Origin of the sequence: Citrobacter sp. Cpo221 (assembly GCF_030332345.1) — a bacterium.
In the GTDB taxonomy this organism is placed as follows: domain Bacteria; phylum Pseudomonadota; class Gammaproteobacteria; order Enterobacterales; family Enterobacteriaceae; genus Citrobacter; species Citrobacter portucalensis.
Genome location: NZ_JAOWIA010000057.1, coordinates 171,496 through 191,549, shown reverse-complemented (window position 1 = coordinate 191,549; position 20,054 = coordinate 171,496). Strand labels below are relative to the sequence as shown.

Annotated in this window: 18 protein-coding genes, 3 tRNA genes and 1 pseudogene; 17 read left to right on the top strand and 5 right to left on the bottom strand. The window is 55.5% G+C overall.

Going from position 1 to position 20,054, the window contains the following annotated elements; translation table 11 throughout:
• Nucleotides 1-200 precede the first annotated feature (200 nt).
• Nucleotides 201-1,184 (bottom strand): alpha/beta hydrolase, encoded by a 984-nt coding sequence (locus OGY72_RS16510; protein WP_286548360.1) that lies wholly within the window; start codon nt 1,182-1,184, stop codon nt 201-203.
• A 183-nt stretch (nt 1,185-1,367) separates the two neighbouring features.
• Between OGY72_RS16510 and OGY72_RS16505 the strand changes: the two are divergent.
• Nucleotides 1,368-1,454 (top strand): annotated as a pseudogene (locus OGY72_RS16505) (type II toxin-antitoxin system PemK/MazF family toxin); the annotation flags it as partial.
• A 75-nt stretch (nt 1,455-1,529) separates the two neighbouring features.
• Here the strand turns inward: OGY72_RS16505 and OGY72_RS16500 are convergent.
• Nucleotides 1,530-1,605, bottom strand: a tRNA-Asn gene (locus tag OGY72_RS16500).
• A gap of 327 nt (nt 1,606-1,932) precedes the next feature.
• On the opposite strand from OGY72_RS16500, the gene nac reads away from it, so the two are divergent.
• Both nac and cbl read left to right on the top strand, forming a co-directional pair.
• Nucleotides 1,933-2,850 carry a nitrogen assimilation transcriptional regulator NAC gene (nac, locus tag OGY72_RS16495; protein WP_008784390.1) on the top strand — a complete coding sequence of 306 codons (918 nt, stop codon included), beginning with the start codon at nt 1,933-1,935 and terminating at the stop codon, nt 2,848-2,850.
• Nucleotides 2,851-2,951: 101 nt separating this feature from the next.
• Nucleotides 2,952-3,902 (top strand): HTH-type transcriptional regulator Cbl, encoded by a 951-nt coding sequence (gene cbl, locus OGY72_RS16490; protein ID WP_003832224.1) that lies wholly within the window; start codon nt 2,952-2,954, stop codon nt 3,900-3,902.
• A 619-nt stretch (nt 3,903-4,521) separates the two neighbouring features.
• Here cbl and OGY72_RS16485 read toward each other — a convergent pair.
• Nucleotides 4,522-4,597: transfer RNA gene (locus tag OGY72_RS16485), tRNA-Asn, on the bottom strand.
• A 99-nt stretch (nt 4,598-4,696) separates the two neighbouring features.
• Nucleotides 4,697-6,184 carry an EmmdR/YeeO family multidrug/toxin efflux MATE transporter gene (locus OGY72_RS16480; protein WP_003846749.1) on the bottom strand — a complete coding sequence of 496 codons (1,488 nt, stop codon included), beginning with the start codon at nt 6,182-6,184 and terminating at the stop codon, nt 4,697-4,699.
• A 160-nt stretch (nt 6,185-6,344) separates the two neighbouring features.
• Between OGY72_RS16480 and OGY72_RS16475 the strand changes: the two genes are divergently transcribed.
• A tRNA-Asn gene (locus OGY72_RS16475) sits at nt 6,345-6,420 on the top strand.
• A gap of 82 nt (nt 6,421-6,502) precedes the next feature.
• Here the strand turns inward: OGY72_RS16475 and paaZ are convergent.
• Nucleotides 6,503-8,548, bottom strand: coding sequence for a phenylacetic acid degradation bifunctional protein PaaZ (gene paaZ / locus OGY72_RS16470; protein WP_126956023.1), 2,046 nt, complete (start codon nt 8,546-8,548; stop codon nt 6,503-6,505).
• Nucleotides 8,549-8,833: 285 nt separating this feature from the next.
• Between paaZ and paaA the strand changes: the two genes are divergently transcribed.
• The 13 genes from paaA (at nt 8,834) to paaY (ending at nt 20,049) form a co-directional block, all read left to right on the top strand.
• Nucleotides 8,834-9,763 carry a 1,2-phenylacetyl-CoA epoxidase subunit PaaA gene (gene paaA, locus OGY72_RS16465; protein WP_032942998.1) on the top strand — a complete coding sequence of 310 codons (930 nt, stop codon included), beginning with the start codon at nt 8,834-8,836 and terminating at the stop codon, nt 9,761-9,763.
• 10 nt (nt 9,764-9,773) lie between these two features.
• The gene (gene paaB, locus OGY72_RS16460) at nt 9,774-10,061 is read left to right on the top strand and encodes a 1,2-phenylacetyl-CoA epoxidase subunit PaaB (protein ID WP_286548355.1); all 288 of its coding nucleotides are present in this window, start codon (nt 9,774-9,776) and stop codon (nt 10,059-10,061) included.
• A gap of 7 nt (nt 10,062-10,068) precedes the next feature.
• Nucleotides 10,069-10,824, top strand: coding sequence for a 1,2-phenylacetyl-CoA epoxidase subunit PaaC (gene paaC, locus OGY72_RS16455; RefSeq protein ID WP_020996485.1), 756 nt, complete (start codon nt 10,069-10,071; stop codon nt 10,822-10,824).
• Between the two features lie 12 nt (nt 10,825-10,836).
• Nucleotides 10,837-11,334 carry a 1,2-phenylacetyl-CoA epoxidase subunit PaaD gene (gene paaD, locus OGY72_RS16450; RefSeq protein WP_286548353.1) on the top strand — a complete coding sequence of 166 codons (498 nt, stop codon included), beginning with the start codon at nt 10,837-10,839 and terminating at the stop codon, nt 11,332-11,334.
• 7 nt (nt 11,335-11,341) lie between these two features.
• A complete protein-coding gene (gene paaE / locus OGY72_RS16445; protein ID WP_286548352.1) occupies nt 11,342-12,412 on the top strand; it encodes a 1,2-phenylacetyl-CoA epoxidase subunit PaaE in 1,071 nt (356 codons plus the stop codon).
• Complete coding sequence (gene paaF / locus OGY72_RS16440; protein WP_286548351.1) at nt 12,409-13,176, top strand: 2,3-dehydroadipyl-CoA hydratase PaaF; 768 nt, start codon at nt 12,409-12,411, stop codon at nt 13,174-13,176. Before paaE ends, paaF begins: the two co-directional genes overlap by 4 nt.
• A 2-nt stretch (nt 13,177-13,178) precedes the next feature.
• Nucleotides 13,179-13,967 (top strand): 2-(1,2-epoxy-1,2-dihydrophenyl)acetyl-CoA isomerase PaaG, encoded by a 789-nt coding sequence (paaG, locus tag OGY72_RS16435; protein WP_126318447.1) that lies wholly within the window; start codon nt 13,179-13,181, stop codon nt 13,965-13,967.
• 3 nt (nt 13,968-13,970) lie between these two features.
• Nucleotides 13,971-15,389, top strand: a complete 1,419-nt coding sequence (paaH, locus tag OGY72_RS16430) for a 3-hydroxyacyl-CoA dehydrogenase PaaH (protein ID WP_286548349.1) — start codon at nt 13,971-13,973, stop codon at nt 15,387-15,389.
• Nucleotides 15,382-15,804 (top strand): hydroxyphenylacetyl-CoA thioesterase PaaI, encoded by a 423-nt coding sequence (gene paaI / locus OGY72_RS16425; protein ID WP_003832239.1) that lies wholly within the window; start codon nt 15,382-15,384, stop codon nt 15,802-15,804. Before paaH ends, paaI begins: the two co-directional genes overlap by 8 nt.
• Nucleotides 15,804-17,009 carry a 3-oxoadipyl-CoA thiolase gene (gene pcaF / locus OGY72_RS16420; protein ID WP_048214430.1) on the top strand — a complete coding sequence of 402 codons (1,206 nt, stop codon included), beginning with the start codon at nt 15,804-15,806 and terminating at the stop codon, nt 17,007-17,009. The genes paaI and pcaF overlap by 1 nt, the downstream gene beginning before the upstream one ends.
• A 28-nt stretch (nt 17,010-17,037) precedes the next feature.
• On the top strand, nt 17,038-18,357 hold the full coding sequence (gene paaK, locus OGY72_RS16415) for a phenylacetate--CoA ligase PaaK (RefSeq protein WP_003832244.1): 1,320 nt from the start codon (nt 17,038-17,040) through the stop codon (nt 18,355-18,357).
• Nucleotides 18,358-18,514: 157 nt separating this feature from the next.
• Nucleotides 18,515-19,441, top strand: coding sequence for a phenylacetic acid degradation operon negative regulatory protein PaaX (paaX, locus tag OGY72_RS16410; RefSeq protein WP_286548345.1), 927 nt, complete (start codon nt 18,515-18,517; stop codon nt 19,439-19,441).
• A gap of 11 nt (nt 19,442-19,452) precedes the next feature.
• Nucleotides 19,453-20,049 (top strand): phenylacetic acid degradation protein PaaY, encoded by a 597-nt coding sequence (gene paaY / locus OGY72_RS16405; protein WP_100272609.1) that lies wholly within the window; start codon nt 19,453-19,455, stop codon nt 20,047-20,049.
• The last annotated feature ends 5 nt before the right edge of the window (nt 20,050-20,054 follow it).

Sequence of the window (20,054 nt, the reverse complement as noted above, 5' to 3'; positions counted from 1 at the left end):
CTTCTTAATGCTTTGTTATTTATAAAAATGTTATGAGGTGGATATCGGATGGGGAAGGGGGAGTCTGCTTTTGGCATGTGACGGTTGGAATGACATCTGACCATGTCAGCTGTGAGCATGGAGCAGACGAATGCTTTAAAGCATGCTGAACTCTTTAAAAGTAAACCGTTTTTGGGAGGACACCGAGAGCAGAGCAGCTGTTACTTTTCGGGAAAAAGTGAGTTGCGGATCAGGAAATGCTCAATCGAGTCGATTAAACCGGGAGCTAAGGGGAGCGCGGGTTCAGTGTATGACGCGATATTCGCTTTGCGATCGTCCGAAGTCACCTCTTTCATAACATGGTTCATATTGGGCAGTATAACCAGGGACGCTTGAGGATTCGCGGCCTTAAGCAGTCTTGCATCCGTTTCTTCCACCTGGAGATCGCGTTGCCCTTGTAGCACTAACACGGGTTTGGAAATACTCGAAATGAGATGACCCGGATTATATGAAAATGCATTGATCAAAAACCCCTGAACAGCAGGATTAAAGATACTTTGCAGTGCTGGGTGAATATTCGTAATATCGACTCGCCGCCGATGCTCCAGAGCATCAATTATCGGCAGTGCGTGCTTTAATAGAATTTCATTTTCCGGATTAGCGTTAAGTTGCCCCCTCAACACCTCGCCCATCGGCCTCCCGGGCGTTGCGATAAGAATCACACCGCACACATTCTCTTCTTGAGCCGAGGCAAGTGCGACTACGCCCCCTTCACTGTGCCCTAAAACCCAAATACAGGGGGTGTGCATGTGACGTCTAAGCACGTCTACCCAGGATCGAACGTCGTCAACATAGTCAGCAATCGTCACCGCATTGGCATCCTCTACGGCCATTGCGCTAGCGAACATTCCACGTTTGTCGATACGAAGCGTCGCAAAGCCTTTGGCAGCAAGGCCTTCAGCAAGAAGTCGGTAAGGCGATGCATTCACACCAAGCGGGTTGTTTCCATCCCGATCGGTTGGCCCGGAGCCAGGAATGATAAGAACAACGGCTGTTGGTTTTGAATTCGGGGTGAGTAACGTGCCTTTCAAAGGGCCTTTTGGCCCTGCGGCATCCAGGACAGTTTCGGAAAAGGTCACCGGTACTGCCGCCAGACTCACAAATGGGCAAGCGCCCAAAAGGGCAATTGAGGCGGCAATATTCATTGGAGATGTTCCTGTAAAATTCAGCGTACCCGTCCATTTATATTATAAATATGGCCTGCTCTCCATGGATTAATATATCAGCGGCGATAGAAAAGTCCTCTGCTGGCACAGAGCGGAGGTACTGGGTGAGTTTAAAGTCTGCAGTGAGCGAAGAGCGGACATCTCAACTCATTGGTGTTCCTGTCTATTGATATGAAAGCCCGGAACGGCAAGCGTCTGGAACAAATACCTGCGGCTATTATGAATGAAGTGTTGGCCAGACTAAGTTGAGGTTTTGATATGCGCAATGAGCAATGGCATAAAAGCAAAAAGCCTGCTTAGTTTCCTAAGCAGGCTTCTTAAATTTGGCTCCTCTGACTGGACTCGAACCAGTGACATACGGATTAACAGTCCGCCGTTCTACCGACTGAACTACAGAGGAATCGTTTGAACGAGGCGCATATTAGCGAAGGTGGTGAGGCTTGTCAAAGGGGTAAATACATTTGTGTGTTCGTTTGCTGACAAAATCAGCAAAGCGGCGATCTTTCCGTCTTTTTATGCTTTTGCCCCATTCTGGTGCGTGTCTACCTCTTCCAGGGCAGCCTGAATGAGATACTTAGGTGTGCAGAATGATTTTTCCTTCGCTTTTACTCCTGACTTTATGCGGCTTTAACCGTAAAACACAGTTTTAGACGAAAGTGGCAAGCATCTTGCAATCCTGAGTTCAATGACTGCCAGCAAGGGTTCTGGTATTCCGACAGGAGGCAAAATGAACTTCAGACGACTGAAATATTTCGTGAAAATCGTCGATATTGGTAGCCTGACCCAGGCAGCGGAAGTGTTGCACATTGCGCAACCCGCGCTGAGCCAGCAGGTTGCTACGCTGGAAGGTGAGCTGGATCAGCAATTGCTGATTCGTACCAAGCGTGGCGTCACGCCGACGGAAGCAGGAAAAGTGCTATATACCCACGCCCGGACGATTTTACGTCAGTGCGAACAGGCGCAACTTGCGGTTAATAACGTGGGCCAGACCTTGAGTGGACAGGTCTCTATCGGCCTTGCGCCGGGGACAGTCGCGTCATCCATTACCATGCCGTTATTACAGACGCTACGTGCCGAACTGCCTGATGTGCTGGTCTATTTGCATGAAAACAGTGGGGCAGTGCTGAATGACAAGCTGCTCAGCGGGCAATTAGATATGGCAGTGCTCTATGAGCGTTCACCTGTGGCGGGCATCAGCAGTCAACCGTTGCTTAAAGAGGATCTCTACCTGGTCGGCACGCGTGAGTGTCCTGGCCAAAGCGTCGATTTAGCCGCGGTGGCGCAGATGAATTTGTTCTTGCCACGGGATTACAGCGCGGTTCGCCTGCGCGTGGATGAAGCATTTTCGCTACGTCGCTTAACGGCTAAAGTGATTGGCGAAATTGAGTCTATCTCCACCCTAACGGCCGCCATTGCCAGTGGTATGGGTGTCACAGTGTTGCCTGAGTCGGCCGCCCGTTCATTATGCAATGCGGCTAACGGCTGGATGGCACGCATCACAACACCATCGATGAATCTGCCATTATCGTTGAACGTATCAGCCAGAGGGAGCTTATCGCCCCAGGCGCAGGCCGTGAAGGAGATCCTGTTGTCGCTGGTCAGCCGTCCGGCGCTGGAAAATCGCGAGCTGCAGCTGGTCAGCTAAACCTTATTCCCACAAGGAATAAGATGCAGGTTTTTATTATTTGTTATGCCGGGCATCAGACTTTAACAATAGCGTAATGTCTGATGTGCCCGGAGCGAAATGTGAATTTCCAGCAACTTAAAATAATCCGCGAGGCGGCCCGTCAGGATTACAACCTGACAGAGGTCGCGAATATACTGTATACCTCGCAGTCGGGTGTCAGCCGACACATTCGTGAACTTGAAGATGAACTTGGCATCGAGATTTTTATCCGTCGCGGTAAACGCCTGTTGGGCATGACCGAACCGGGTAAAGCCTTGCTGATTATTGCCGAGCGTATTCTGAATGAGGCCAGTAATGTTCGTCGACTGGCGGATCTGTTTACCAATGACACGTCCGGCGTTCTGACGATTGCCACCACGCATACCCAGGCACGCTATAGCTTGCCTGCGGTGATAAAAGCCTTTCGTGAGCTGTTCCCTGAGGTGCGTCTGGAACTTATTCAGGGTACGCCACAGGAGATTGATGTCCTGCTACAAAATGGCGGGGCAGATATCGGAATTGCCAGTGAGCGGCTGAGCAGCGATCCATTGTTGGTGGCTTTTCCCTGGTTTCGTTGGCACCACAGCCTGCTTGTTCCTCACGACCATCCATTAGTGAAAGCTTCTCCGCTCACGCTGGAGTCTATTGCTCACTGGCCGTTAATTACCTATCGTCAGGGGATTACAGGGCGTTCCCGCATCGATGAAGCATTTGCTCGCAAAGGGCTGATACCGGATATTATTCTCAGCGCCCAGGACTCGGATGTGATTAAAACTTACGTGTCGCTGGGGTTGGGGATTGGGCTGGTGGCAGAGCAATCCAGCGGCGAGCAGGAAGAGGGGACCTTAACCCGTCTTGATACCCGGCATTTGTTTGATGCAAATACCGTTTGGCTAGGGCTTAAACGCGGACAGTTGCAGCGCAACTACGTCTGGCGATTCATCGAGCTATGCAATGCAGGCTTATCCGTCGATGAAATTAAGCGCCAGGCGATGGAGCCAGATGAGGCGGTGATTGATTATCAGATTTAACTACAAAAGCCCGTGAGTAAACTGGCTTCCCTGACGTCGCTGAATGGCGGGTAGAAAGCTGCGTTACCTCAAGGTCTCCAGCCTCAGATCCTGCGTCGGTACCCGCGACAATATCGAACAAGACACCGCCCGTCCCGAATCCGCATAAATAAACTGAAATCCATTCTTCACCGAAAGAACATCTCGATTGGTAAACATATAGAATTTATTACTCTGACTACGCCGGGCATCGGAAACATAAAAACTATTGTTTTCCCACAGCACGCTAACGTGTTGGAACAGATGAAATGTCACCTCCGCCCAGCCTCTGTCCGGGCAACGTAGCGTGACTTTCTCACCGGCTATTGTACTCAGTGGAATTACTAATAAAGCGGTTAGCGCTGCTTTCAGCAGTATCGGCATGGGCAAGTATGGGGCTCATTTTGATGTCGTTGCACGATAAGATACTTAACCATGACGTTAACGAATTGGATCATAGAGACATTTAGCATAAGCAGACGGACATTCTCCCGTCGTCAGTATGGAAAAGCCTGGATGTGGAGTGAAGCGCTTTACCCGGCAAATGGGATCGCAGAAAAGCAAAAAGCCTGCTTAGTTTCCTGAGCAGGCTTCTTAAATATGGCTCCTCTGACTGGACTCGAACCAGTGACATACGGATTAACAGTCCGCCGTTCTACCGACTGAACTACAGAGGAATCGTGTGAACGAGGCGAATATTAGCGATGCCGTTCAGCGTTGTCAAAGCCTGAATAGATAAATGCGATCGTTTGCTGAAATATTCCCCATTTCGCCGCTTATTCAGACGCAACCGGTTGTTTTATGCACTTTTCGCGTTCGGGGCGCGGGTATTTCCACAACCAGCGGCCGGTAACCATACGCCAGTAAAATAACGCGGCGCGTACGGCCCAGTCGAAGAACATACCTAACCAAACGCCGACAACGCCCCATCCTAATACGATACCCAGGGTGTAACCCGCGACTACACGGCAGCCCCACATGCCCAGCATCGATACCCACATAGCAAAACGTGCATCTCGCGCACCTTTAAAGCCTGCTGGTAACACCCAGGATGCAGCCCATATCGGCATAAATGCTGCGTTGAGCCAAATCAGGATGACTATGACCTCTTTTACATCCTGATCGTGGGTATAAAATGAGGCCATCACTCCGGCGAAAGGAGCGGTTAGCCAGGCAATTGCCGTCAGGCCGATCGTCGACAGCCAGAATACATGCCGCAGCTGGATTTCAGCCTGGGCAATCTGACCATTTCCCAGACGCCTGCCGGTAATGATTGTCGACGCGGAACCTAAAGCATTCCCCGGTAAGTTGATAAGCGCGGCGATAGAAAATGCAATAAAATTCCCGGCGATAACGCTGGTTCCCATGCCTGAAACAAACATCTGCGTCAAAAGTTTACCGCCATTGAACAGCACTGACTCAATACTTGCCGGAATGCCGATCCCCATCACTTCCCAGATAATGGCGAGATTGAGTGGCTTAAAATAGCTTTTGAAGGGAATTCGCAGCGCGGGGTTAAAACCAATCATCAGTACCCAGATGATGGCAATCGCCCCGATGTAGCGCGAAATGGTCAGTCCCAGGCCTGCTCCCACAAATCCCAGACCTTGCCAGGAAAAGATCCCGTAAATCAGGATGCTACTGATGATGATATTCAGGATGTTCATGCCGCCGTTAATCAACAACGGTATTTTTGTATTTCCGGCTCCACGTAGTGCGCCACTGCCGATCAGCGCAATGGCTGCCGCCGGGTAGCTGAGCACCGTCAGCTCCAGATAGGTGAGTGCCAAAGCTTTAACGTCTGGCGTTGCTTCACCTGCCACAACGTCAATAATCTGTTGACCAAAATAGTGAATGACAGCTGCCAGAACGGTAGCAAAAATTGTCATGATCACCAGCGATTGTCTGGCCGCGGCTCTGGCCCGTCGACGATCTCGTTTCCCGAGGCTAAATGCTACAACCACGGTGGTGCCCAGATCGATGGCGGCGAAAAATGCCATGATGACCATATTAAAGCTGTCGGCGAGTCCGACACCGGCCATCGCTTCTTTTCCCAACCAGCTGACCAGGAAGGTACTCAGAACACCCATCAATAGCACACAGGTGTTTTCCAGAAAAATGGGGACAGCCAGCGGAGTGATTTCGCGCCAAAAGAGAACCTTATAGCTCTTGCGTTTGGCATACCAGGGCGTGCGGGAAGCGACCTGGCGTAAGGCAGCGGAGACGTTCAAAGTGGACCTTAACGAAGAAAGTTGAAACCTCATTTCAAATGATGAGGGAGAATCAAAAAAGCTGCAAAGTTTTTTCTATTTAAAATGTCTGTAAATGCAACAAACTGTCGAGAGAAGCATCAATTGATTCGCATTCGAGGAAATGGGGTTTGACAAAATTTTTTTCGCCGCTAAGATAAGCCTCCACAACGATTCCTCTGTAGTTCAGTCGGTAGAACGGCGGACTGTTAATCCGTATGTCACTGGTTCGAGTCCAGTCAGAGGAGCCATATTTAAGAAGCCTGCTCAGGAAACTAAGCAGGCTTTTTGCTTTTTGTTTCAAGCCTGATCGAGCGAACCTACACCGGAATCTTACGCCGGGAAATCCCCATGCTGACGCGCAACCAACGTCAGAATGGAATACAGCGCCACCGCCTGCTGGTGCTGATTAAAGATCTCCACCGACCACTCCACCACGCCGGTCGCTTTTTCTTCGGCATTGCGCTGACGTTTCACTGTTTTGCGTTTGCAGGTTAAACGCACCTGGATAGTGTCGCCCGGCTTAACCGGCTCGATAAAGCGCAGGTTTTCCATGCCATAGTTGGCAATCACCGGACCGACGCCCGCGTCAACAAACAGACCGGCTGCGGCGGAAATCAGGAAGTAACCGTGCACCACGCGCTCGCCGAAAATGGAATCGGCTGCTGCAATCTTGTCCATATGGGCGTAGAAGTGGTCACCGCTGAGGCAGGCAAAGTTAACGATATCCGCTTCGGTCAGTGTACGACGTGGCGTCAGCAGGCTGTCGCCCGGCTGGATCTCTTCGAAGTATTTACGAAACGGGTGAATACGATCTTCCTCTACCCGAGCGCCACGCACCCACTGTTGGCTTACCGCCGCGAGCATGGTTGGGCTGCCCTGAATGGCGGTGCGTTGCATGTAGTGTTTCACCGCACGCAGACCGCCCAGCTCTTCACCGCCGCCTGCACGTCCAGGCCCGCCGTGGACCAGCTGTGGCAGCGGAGAGCCGTGACCGGTCGATTCCGCCGAGGACTCTTCGTTCAGCACCTGAATACGCCCGTGGGCGCGGGCCGCACCGAGGATAAACTCTCGCGCCAGTTCGCCGCTCGCCGTCACCAGCGTTCCTGCCAGACTGCCTTCACCGGCGCGCGCCAGCGTCATGGCATGCCCGGTATTTTGATACGGCATCAGCGTGGCGACCGGACCAAAGGCTTCAATTGCATGTACCGCGGCAATTTCATCCGGCTGCGGACAAAACAGCAGCGTTGGCGGGAAGAAAGCCCCAGCCGTGCTCAGATCTGCTTTTCCGCCCAGCAGCACCTCACACCCGGCTTCAACCAGACGATTCACATTATCCTGCACGTCCTGACGCTGATCGTTATTCACCAGCGACCCCATCTTCACGCCTTCCTGCGCCGGATCGCCCACTACCACTTTTTGCAGACGGGTAATCAGCGCCTCGCTGACTGCTTTCACCTGCGCCTGTGGCACGATAATGCGGCGGATAGCGGTACATTTCTGCCCGGCTTTGGTCGTCATCTCGCGCACGACTTCACGTACAAACAATGCAAACTCAGGCTGTTCTGGGGTGACGTCATCACCAAGCACACAGCAGTTGAGTGAATCCGCTTCCATGGTGAATGGAACCGATTTAGCCACCAGGTTGGGGTGCACGCGCAACTGCTGCCCGGTATGAGCAGAACCGGTAAAGGTCACCACATCCTGGCTGTCGAGGTGATCGAGCAGGTCACCCGCGCCGCCACAGATAAGGCTAATTGCGCCGTTCGGTACCAGGCCACTGTCGATAATCGCTTTCACCATTGCCTGAGTGAGCTGCGCGGTGGCGGTTGCAGGTTTGATAATGGCTGGCATCCCGGCAAGCCAGGTTGGCGCCAGCTTCTCCAGCATACCCCAGCAGGGGAAGTTAAAGGCGTTGATATGCACCGCAACACCGGATTTGGAGGTCAGCACGTGGCGTGCGGCAAAACCGCCCTGTTTGGACAGCGGGATCAGTTCGTCTTCCGGCCACAGTGTATCGTCCGGCAGCTCGCGGCCACCGAGACTGGCATAAGTGAAAAGCGTGCCAATGCCGCCTTCGATATCGACCCAGCTGTCACCGCGCGTTGCTCCGGTTTGCGCAGATATGGCATAGAAATCGGCTTTCAGTTCCATTAAATGCTTCGCCACCGCTTTTAGCATCGCGCTGCGCTCAATAAAACTCATTGCCTGTAACGCTTTGCCGCCGTGCTCAATAGCAAAGCGGCGCGCCTGCGCCATATCCAGTCCAACGCTTGTCACTTCCCAAAGCGCTTCACCGGTAAGGGCGTGGTGGATGGTGCGGGTGCGGCCCCGGCCTGTCTGCCAGGCACCGGATAAATAACTGGCTAACTGCTGCATCGTTAATCTCCAGATGTGTTCCGTAATATCTCTTTAAATAGTTCTTTTATGAATCACAAAATGCAAGCGAGATTTTAATAATTTATTAACAATGAGATCGCGAACACCTTACCTTCATTGGTTATCTATCTGTTATTAATGGATAAACAAAAACCATTTGCGACAAGCATCGCAAAACCAGCAAACAAAATTTGTGGTTTTATTTAACCAAGATGTAACTTTTATAAAACAAAGTGATTCACAAATATTGATTTGTTGAAATTATCGGAATCATAAGGTGATGACGTGACAGAAGAACAACGCTTTGACCAGCGCATCGCGCAGGAAACGGCCATCGAGCCGCAGGACTGGATGCCGGACGCATACCGTAAGACGCTGATCCGCCAGATTGGCCAGCATGCGCACTCGGAAATTGTCGGCATGTTACCGGAAGGCAACTGGATAACCCGCGCACCCACGCTGCGGCGTAAGGCCATTCTGCTGGCAAAAGTACAGGACGAGGCCGGACACGGTCTGTACCTCTACAGCGCGGCGGAAACACTGGGCTGCGCGCGTGAAGATCTGTACCAGAAGATGCTCGACGGCCAGATGAAATACTCCTCCATCTTCAACTACCCAACTCTGAGCTGGGCGGATATCGGTGTGATCGGCTGGCTGGTCGATGGCGCGGCGATTGTTAACCAGGTGGCGCTGTGTCGTACCTCCTACGGCCCGTATGCCAGGGCGATGGTCAAAATCTGCAAAGAAGAGAGCTTCCATCAGCGTCAGGGCTTCGAAGCGTGTATGGCGCTGGCTACCGGTAGCGAGGAACAGCGTCAGATGCTGCAGGACGCCATCAACCGTTTCTGGTGGCCTGCGCTGATGATGTTTGGCCCGAACGACGACAACTCACCGAACAGCGCCCGCAGCATGGCGTGGAAAATCAAACTGCACTCCAACGACGAACTGCGTCAGCGCTTTGTTGATAACACGGTCCCGCAGGTAGAAATCCTCGGTATGACCGTGCCGGACGCCGACCTACAGCTTGATGAAGCGACGGGGAAATATCGATTCGGCGAGATCGACTGGCAGGAATTTAATGAGGTCATCAACGGTCGTGGTGTCTGCAACCACGAACGTCTGGGCGCAAAGCGTAAGGCCTGGGAAGAAGGGGCATGGGTGCGCGAGGCCGCACTGGCGCACGCCGAAAAGCAACAGGCCCGCGACGCGGCGTAAGGAGAGAGTCATGAGCAAAATATACTGGCCGTTATACGAAGTTTTTGTCCGCAGCAAACAGGGGTTATCGCACCGTCACGTTGGCAGTCTGCATGCCGCCGATGACCAGATGGCGCTGGAAAATGCCCGCGACGCCTACACTCGCCGCAGCGAAGGCTGCTCCCTCTGGGTGGTGAAAGCCAGCGAAATTGTTGCGTCGCAGCCGGAAGAACGCGGTGAATTTTTCGACCCGGCGGAGAGCAAAGTCTATCGCCATCCCACGTTCTACACCGTGCCGGACGGCATGGAACATATGTGAGGCAACGATGAATAACCTGAATCCCGTTGCAACCTATGCCTTGCGTCTGGGCGATAACGGCCTGGTGCTGGCTCAGCGTCTGGGTGCCTGGTGCGGCCATGCGCCGGAGCTGGAGATTGATCTGGCGCTGGCTAATATCGGCCTCGACCTGCTGGGGCAGGCGCGCAACTTCCTCAGCTACGCAGCCGAACTGGCGGGTAGCGGCGACGAAGACACGCTGGCTTTTGGCCGTGACGAGCGTCAGTTCCGCAACCTGTTGCTGGTAGAACAACCTAACGGCAACTTTGCCGACACGATCGCTCGCCAGTTCTTTATCGACGTCTGGCACGTGGCGCTGTTCACTCGTTTGGTTAACAGCCGCGATAAGCAGATTGCGGCTATCGCTGCCAAAGGACTGAAAGAAGTGCGTTATCACCTGCGCTTCAGCCGCGGCTGGCTGGAGCGACTGGGGAATGGTACTGACTACTCCGCGCAACTGATGCAGAAGGCGGTGGACAATCTGTGGCGTTACACCGGCGAATTGTTCCTTGCCGACGAACTGGAGATCGCTCTGGCCAGGCAGGGCATTGCCGTCGATCCGCGCGAACTGCAAACCGAATGGCAGACGACGGTACACACTGCGCTGATTGATTCTGGTTTACACGTTCCGCAAGAGGCGGCGTTTCGCAACGGCGGTAAGCAGGGGCTACACAGCGAACATCTCGGGCCGATGTTGGCCGAGATGCAGTACTTGCAGCGTGCGTATCCTGGTCAGCAGTGGTAGCAGGGGGTGGCTATGCAACGTCTTACCGCGGTCGCACCGCCAGAGGTGCACACCGTTTGGGGGCTGTTAAGTGCGATTTCCGATCCGGAAGTGCCGGTGCTGACCATCACCGATCTCGGCATGGTACGCAGCGTTGAGCGCTGCGGCGACGGCTGGGTAATCGGCTTTACGCCGACATACTCCGGCTGCCCGGCCACCGAGCATCTACTGGGTGAAATTCGCATGGTGATGGCGGAGCACGGCTATACGCCAGTACATATCGTCTTGCAGCTTGACCCACCGTGGACCACTGACTGGATGAGCCTGGACGCCCGTGAACGCCTGCGCCAGTATGGTATCAGCCCGCCGCAGGCCCACGCCTGTCATGCCGAAATGCCAACTGACGTACAGTGCCCGCGCTGCGCCAGCACCCATACCTCGCTGATTAGCGAATTCGGTTCCACGGCCTGTAAAGCGTTATATCGCTGCGACAGCTGCCGTGAACCCTTTGATTACTTTAAATGTATTTGAGGTTGCGATGACAACATTTCATTCGCTTACCGTGGCCAACGTCGAAGCGGAAACGCGCGATGCGGTGACCATCACTTTCACCATTCCTGACGCGCTGCGTAATGACTACGCCTTTCGACCGGGCCAGCATTTGACGCTGAAAGCTCACCTCGGTGGAGAAGAGCTGCGTCGTTGTTACTCCATTTGTCGCAGCCGCTTGCCGTCGGAAATTAGCGTCGCGGTTAAAGCTATCGACGGTGGGCGTTTCTCCCGCTATGCCCAGCAGGATATCCAGCAGGGTATGACGCTGGAAGTGATGGTGCCGCAAGGCCATTTTGGCTACCAGCCGCAGGCCGAGCGCGAAGCCGAATATCTGGCGATTGCCGCCGGGTCCGGCATTACGCCGATGATGGCGATTATTGAAGCGACGCTGACGACCGAACCGGCCAGCCAGTTCACGCTGATCTACGGCAACCGCAGCAGCCACAGCATGATGTTCCGTCAGGCGCTGGCCGATCTGAAAGACCGCTATCCGCAGCGTTTACAGGTGGTGCACCTGTTCAGTCAGGAGTCGATGGACAGCGATCTGCTACAGGGTCGTATTGACGGCGACAAACTGCGTGCGCTGGGCAAAAACTTGCTCGATTTCAGCCGCTTTGATGACGCCTTTATCTGTGGCCCATCGGCGATGATGGATGAAGCCGAAGTGGCACTGCGCGAACTGGGTATAGCGGAAAAATCCATTCACCTTGAGCGTTTTAATACGCCGGGGACCAGCGTGAAACGCGCCACCGGCATCCAGGCGGAAGGCCGCACGGTCACCCTTCGTCAGGATGGGCGCGATCGCCTGATTTCACTGAATGCGGAAGATGACAGCATTCTCGACGCCGCGCTGCGCCAGGGCGCTGACCTGCCGTTCGCCTGTAAAGGCGGCGTGTGCGCCACCTGCAAATGCAAGGTGGTCAGTGGCGAGGTGGCGATGGCCGCCAACTACAGCCTTGAAGCCGATGAACTGGCGGCGGGCTATGTGCTGAGCTGCCAGGCGCTGCCAACCAGCGGTGACGTAGTGGTCGACTTCGATGCGCGGGGGATGGCATGAGCGAACTGCTGATTTCCCGTCACGACCGTGTACTGCAACTGACTCTGAACCGTCCGCAGGCGCGTAACGCCCTGAACAATGCGCTGCTAACGCAGATTGCTGACGCGCTGGAAAGCGCGGCGGCGGACGCCAGCATCAGCGTTTGCGTGATTGGCGGTAACCCGAGCTATTTCGCCGCCGGGGCCGATCTTAATGAAATGGCGGAAAAAGATCTGCCCGCCACTTTCGACGATATTCGCCCACGCCTGTGGGCACGTATTGATGCCTTCAACAAGCCGTTGATCGTGGTGGTTAACGGTTACGCACTGGGCGCGGGCTGCGAGCTGGCGCTGCTGTGCGACCTGGTGATTGCCGGGGATAACGCGCGCTTTGGTCTGCCGGAGATTACTCTCGGCACCATGCCAGGGGCGGGCGGTACGCAGCGGCTTATCCGTTGTGTTGGCAAAGCGCTGGCCAGCCGAATGGTGCTGAGCGGTGAAAGCATTGATGCCGAACGAGCACAACGGGCCGGGCTGGTGAGTGACATTCACCCGGCGAACCTCTCCGATGAATACGCGCTCAAGCTGGCGGCGACCATCGCCCGTCACTCACCGCTGGCGCTGCGGGCGGCAAAACAGTCTCTACGCGCTGCGCAAGAAGTGGGTCTCCAGGCAGGTCTGGTGCAGGAACGTCAGCTGTTTACGCTGCTGAGCGGCACCGAAGATCGTCGTGAAGGCGTCAGCGCCTTTTTAGAAAAACGCACACCGGAATTTAAAGGACGCTAATCGTGGACGCATTTATTCTCAGCGAAGTGGAGCAGGGCGTGATGACTATCACCCTGAACCGCCCGGACCGACTCAACAGCTTTAACGACGTGATGCACCAGCAGCTCGCCGACTGCCTGAAACAGGCCGAGCGCGACGACACCATTCGTTGCCTGCTGATCACCGGTGCCGGACGCGGGTTTTGCGCCGGACAGGATCTGAACGACCGTAACGTTGACCCGAGCGGCCCCGCGCCGGATCTGGGCATGTCGGTGGAACGCTTCTACAACCCGCTGGTGCGCCGCTTAGCCGCGCTGCCGAAGCCGGTTATCTGTGCCGTCAACGGCGTTGCCGCTGGTGCCGGTGCCACGCTGGCCATGGGCTGCGACATCGTCCTCGCCGCGCGCTCGGCGAAGTTTGTCATGGCCTTCAGCAAGCTCGGCCTGGTGCCGGACTGCGGCGGAAGCTGGGTGCTGCCGCGCGTAGCCGGTCGCGCTCGCGCCGTCGGCTTACTGATGCTTGGCGATAACCTCAGCGCCGAACAGGCCGCGCAGTGGGGCATGATCTGGCAAGTGGTCGACGATGCCGAGTTGAAAGATACCGCGTTGACCATGGCGCGCCGTTTCGCGACGCAGCCGACCTATGGCCTGGGGCTGATTAAGAAAGCCTTGCAGCTTTCCGAAACCAACACGCTGGATCAGCAGCTTGAGCTTGAGCGCGACTACCAGCGCATGGCCGGTCGCAGCGACGACTATCGCGAAGGGGTCAGCGCCTTTCTCGGCAAACGCCCACCACAGTTCAGCGGGAAATAAGCCATGACGAAAACTCTTCACCGCGTTGCCGTGATCGGCGGCGGAACAATGGGTGCAGGCATTGCCGAAGTGGCTGCCAGCGCCGGGCATTCGGTCCTGCTGTATGACATTTCCGCTGAGGCGATTACTCGCGCTATTGAGGGTATTCGCCAGCGACTCGACGTTCGTGTTGGTCGTGGAAAAATTAGTGCGGAACAGGCCAGTGAGCTGCTGGCACGAATCGTACCCGCGACTGAACTGAATCAGCTTGCCGATGCACAACTGGTGATTGAAGCCGCTTCCGAGCGGCTGGAAATTAAAAAAGCGCTGTTTAGTCAGTTGGCGGAGATCTGTTTGCCGTCAACGCTGCTGACCAGTAATACCTCGTCGATCTCAATCACCGCAATTGCGGCGGGAGTGAAGCATCCGGAACGTGTGGCGGGGCTGCACTTCTTTAACCCGGCACCGGTGATGAAACTGGTGGAAGTGGTGAGCGGCCTTGCCACCTCAACTGAGGTAGTCGAGCTGCTTTGCCAGTGCGTAATCGCCTGGGGCAAGCAGCCGGTGCGCTGCCGCTCAACGCCGGGTTTTATCGTCAATCGCGTGGCGCGTCCGTACTACGCTGAAGCCTGGCGCGCGCTGGAAGAACAGGTTGCGTCAGCGGAAGTGATTGATGCGGCGCTGCGTGACGGCGGCGGCTTCCCGATGGGACCGCTGGCGCTGACCGACTTGATTGGTCAGGACGTCAATTTTGCCGTGACCTGTTCGGTGTTTAACGCCTTCTGGCAGGACCGCCGTTTTCTACCGTCTTTGCTGCAACAGGAGCTCGCTCTGGCGGGGCGTCTGGGCAAGAAGAGCGGCCACGGCGTCTATCGCTGGCCTGCTGAAGTATCGCCTGAACTGGCTGTTGCAGCGGTAGCGCCTGAAAATGCAGCAAAAAATATCAAGCGTGACGTTGTCACTGAACTGGATGATGTGCTGCTCCTTGAAACAACCGGTGAAACCGCGCTGGCCTTAAGCGTGCAGCACCAGCGCCCGGTGGTGGTGCATGACCATGCTGTGGGCGACACCGTCGTGCTGGCAAGCGCACCAACCAACCCGGCTTTAGCCACCGACAAAGCGGTGTACTACTTCCAGCAGCAGGGCAAAAAAGTGCTGCGTATTGCCGACTACCCAGGGCTGCTGGTATGGCGCACGGTAGCGATGCTGGCGAACGAAGCGCTGGATGCGCTGCAAAAAGGAGTCGCCAGCGCCGAGGATATCGATATCGCTATGCGCTTGGGGGTTAACTACCCGCACGGGCCGCTGGCCTGGGGCGAATCGCTCGGCTGGGGACGTGTGCTGCGTCTGCTGGAAAACCTACAACAGCACTATGGCGAAGAACGCTATCGCCCGAGTGCGCTGCTGCGCCAGAAAGTGCTGATGGAGATGCGTCATGAGTAATGAAGCCTGGCGCAACGCCCGCGCCATGTATGTGAAAGACACCTGCGCGCAGGCGCTGGGGATTGAAATTATTGAGATGGACGACGGTTATTCGCAGATGACCATGACCGTGTCGCCGTCGCAGCTGAATGGCCATCAGACCTGTCACGGCGGGCAACTGTTTTCGCTGGCGGATACCGCCTTTGCTTACGCCTGCAACAGTCAGGGACTGGCAGCAGTAGCCTCAGCGGCCAGTATCGACTTTCTGCGTCCGGCCTTTGCAGGTGACAAACTGACCGCCACCGCGCGGGTCAAGCAGCAAGGCAAACTCACTGGCGTTTACGACATTGAAATTGTCAATCAGCAACACAAAACCGTGGCTCTGTTTCGCGGCAAATCCCACCGCATCGGTGGCACGATTACAGGAGAAGTCTAATGCGTGACGCATTTATTTGTGACGGTATTCGTACCCCGATTGGTCGCTACGGCGGGGCGCTGGCAGGCGTGCGTGCCGACGATCTGGCGGCCATCCCGTTGCGTGAATTACTCAACCGCAACCCACGCCTGGATCCCAGTGCTATTGACGATGTGATCTTCGGTTGCGCCAACCAGGCGGGCGAGGATAACCGCAACGTGGCGCATATGGCGACCCTGCTGGCGGGTTATCCGCACAGCGTTGCCGGCACGACCATCAACCGTCTGTGCGGCTCCGGGCTTGATGCGATCGGCTTCGCTGCTCGCACGATCAAAGCCGGTGATGCCGACCTGCTGATCGCTGGTGGTGTTGAGTCAATGTCACGCGCGCCGTTTGTAATGGGCAAAGCCACCGCGCCGTTTCAGCGTCAGGCCGAGATGTTTGATACCACCATTGGCTGGCGTTTTGTGAACCCGCTCATGCAGCAACAATTCGGAACTGACAGCATGCCGGAAACGGCGGAGAATGTAGCTGAATTGTTAAATATAAGCCGAGAGGACCAGGACGCCTTTGCGTATCGCAGCCAGCAGCGCACGGCGAAAGCCCAGCGTGACGGCATTCTGGCGCAGGAAATTGTGCCGGTACAAATCATTGGCAAGAAAGGGGCAGTTAGCGCAGTACGTGAAGATGAACATCCGCGTGCAGAAACCACGCTGGAGCAACTCGCACAACTGAAAACACCGTTTCGTAAGAACGGCGTGGTTACCGCAGGCAATGCCTCTGGGGTGAACGACGGCGCGGCAGCAATGATCGTAGCCAGCGAGCAACACATAAAGGCCCAGGGACTAACGCCGCGTGCACGCATTGTCGCGATGGCGACGGCGGGCGTGGAGCCGAAGTTTATGGGGCTTGGGCCAGTTCCTGCGGTACGAAAAGTGCTGGAGCGCGCCGGGCTGAATATCAACGATATGGATGTGATTGAGCTGAATGAAGCCTTTGCCGCCCAGGCGTTGGGTGTGATGAGACAGCTTGGACTGGCAGATGACGCAGAACACGTGAATCCCAATGGGGGGGCTATCGCTTTAGGTCACCCGCTGGGGATGAGCGGTGTGCGGTTAGCGCTGGCCGCAACGCTGGAGCTGGAACGACGCAATGGACGTTATGCGCTGTGTACGATGTGTATTGGCGTGGGTCAGGGCATTGCCATGATCCTTGAGCGAGTGTGAGCTAATTGACCTGCGAGTGCCCTACAAAATGACAACGACAACAACAAAATTAGATCCGATTGAAACCGCATCGCGTGACGAATTACAGGCTTTGCAAACCGAGCGCCTGAAATGGACGTTAAAACACGCCTATGAAAATGTCCCGATGTACCGCCGTAAGTTCGACGCGGCGGGGGTTCACCCGGATGATTTCCGTGAGCTGAGCGATCTGAGCAAGTTTCCCTGCACCACCAAGCAGGACCTGCGTGACAACTATCCCTTCGACACCTTCGCGGTACCGATGGAGCAGGTGGTGCGTATCCATGCATCATCCGGCACCACGGGTAAACCGACTGTGGTGGGCTATACGCAAAATGATATCGATACCTGGGCGAACATCGTCGCCCGCTCGCTGCGTGCCGCAGGTGGTACCGCGAAAGATAAAATCCACGTCGCTTATGGCTATGGCCTTTTCACCGGCGGCCTGGGCGCGCACTACGGCGCGGAGCGCTTAGGGGCAACGGTTATCCCAATGTCCGGCGGGCAGACTGAAAAGCAGGCGCAGCTGATTCGCGATTTCAAACCTGACATGATTATGGTCACGCCGTCTTACTGCCTGAACCTGATTGAAGAGCTGGAGCGCCAGATGGGCGGTGACGCGCGGGGTTGTTCACTGCGTACCGGTGTATTTGGCGCAGAACCGTGGACCACGGGGATGCGCGCGGAGATCGAACGTCGCCTCGGTATTACGGCGCTGGATATTTATGGCCTCTCGGAAGTGATGGGGCCGGGCGTGGCGATGGAGTGCATCGAAACGGGTGATGGTCCGACAATATGGGAGGATCATTTCTTCCCGGAAGTGGTCAATCCGGATGACGGTACGCCACTGGCCGACGGCGAGCACGGCGAACTGCTGTTCACCACGCTGACGAAAGAAGCGCTACCGGTCATTCGTTATCGTACCCGCGACCTGACGCGCCTGCTGCCGGGTACCGCGCGCACGATGCGTCGTATGGATCGCATTAGCGGGCGCAGCGACGATATGCTGATTATTCGCGGCGTCAACGTCTTCCCATCGCAGGTGGAAGAAGAGATCCTCAAGATTGAGCATCTGGCTCCGCATTACCAGTTGGAAGTGGATCGCCGAGGGCATCTTGATTCGCTTTCGGTACGCGTGGAGCTTAAAGAGAGTAGCCTGGTGCTGAGCCATGAGCAGCGCTGCCAGATTTGCCATCATTTGCGTCATCGTATTAAGTCGATGGTGGGTATTTCCACCGACGTAAGCATTGTTAACTGCGGCAGCATCCCGCGCTCTGAAGGTAAGGCGTGCCGGGTGTTCGACCTGCGCAAAGTTGCCGCCAACGGTTAACCCTGTAGGCCTGATAAGCGTAGCGCCATCAGGCAGAACAGTGCAACACTGCCGGATGGCGGCGTTGCCTTATCCGGCCTACAAACTCCTGGCGTTTCGCTGCTTTATTCCTGTGCTATGATTCAAAAAGGACAAAAATAACAACACTATGAATCATATGGAAAAGCTCGATAATTTTATCCAGCAGGCGGTCACCGCGATGCCGGTCAGCGGCACCTCGCTTATCGCCTCGCTTTACGGGGACTGTTTATCGCAACGCGGTGGAGAAGTCTGGCTCGGTAGCGTTGCCGCGCTGCTGGAAGGGCTTGGCTTCGGTGAACGTTTTGTACGTACCGCACTGTTTCGCCTTAATAAAGAAGAATGGCTGGACGTAATACGTATCGGCCGCCGCAGTTTCTACCGCCTGAGTGATAAAGGGCTACGCTTGACGCGCCGCGCCGAGAGCAAAATCTATCGTGCCAGCGCCCCTGAGTGGGACGGTACCTGGCTGCTGCTGCTGTCGGAGGGGCTGGAGAAAAATACCCTGGCCGAAGTTAAAAAGCAGCTGTTATGGCAAGGTTTTGGCGTACTGGCGCCGAGTCTGCTGGCGTCGCCATCGCAAAAGCTGGCGGACGTACAGTCGCTGCTCCATGAGGCTGGGGTGGCGGAAAATGTCATCGTTTTTGAGGCGCATTCGCCGTTGGCACTCTCCCGCGCTGCACTGCGTGAGCGGGTAGAAGGGTGCTGGCACTTAACCGAACAAAATGCCATGTACGAGGCGTTTATCACGCTGTTCCGTCCGTTGTTACCGCTACTGCGTGACGCCGGGCCGGACGAACTTACGCCAGAGCGCTGCTTCCAGATCCGCCTGTTGCTTATTCACTTCTATCGTCGGGTTGTGCTCAAAGATCCGCTGCTGCCGGAAGAATTGCTGCCTGCTCACTGGCTGGGTCAGACGGCGCGTCAGCTGTGCATTAATATTTATCAACGTGTTGCGCCCGGCGCCCAGGTTTTCGTCAGCGAAAAAGGCGAGAGTTCGGTGGGGGAACTGCCCGCGCCGGGGCCGCTCTATTATCAACGTTTCGGCGGATTAGCCGAGATGTAACAGGAGAAGCCATGCCGATTTACCAGATTGACGGGATGATCCCGGTAGTTCCTGCAGAAAGCTATGTTCACCCAACCGCAGTGCTGATTGGCGATGTCATTCTCGGCAAAGGTGTTTATGTTGGCCCTAACGCCAGCCTGCGCGGAGATTTTGGGCGCATCGTGGTTAAAGATGGGGCGAATATCCAGGATAACTGTGTGATGCACGGATTTCCCGGCCAGGATACGGTGGTTGAGGAGGACGGACATATCGGCCACGGGGCGATTCTGCACGGCTGTGTGATAGGGCGTAACGCGCTGGTCGGCATGAGTGCGGTGATTATCGATGGCGCGACCATCGGTGAAAACAGTATCGTTGGTGCCTCGGCGTTTGTGAAAGCTCGCGCTGAGATGCCTGCCAACCATCTGATTGTCGGCAGTCCGGCGAAAGCGATTCGTATGTTAACTGAGCAGGAACTGGTGTGGAAAAAACAGGGCACTCGCGAGTATCAGGTGCTGGTGGGACGCTGTCAGCAGACGCTTGCCGAAGTGAAGCCGCTGACTGCGGTGGAACCCGACAGAAAGCGGCTGGAGTTTGATGAGAATTTGCAACCTAAGTCAGCGAGTTAGCGATT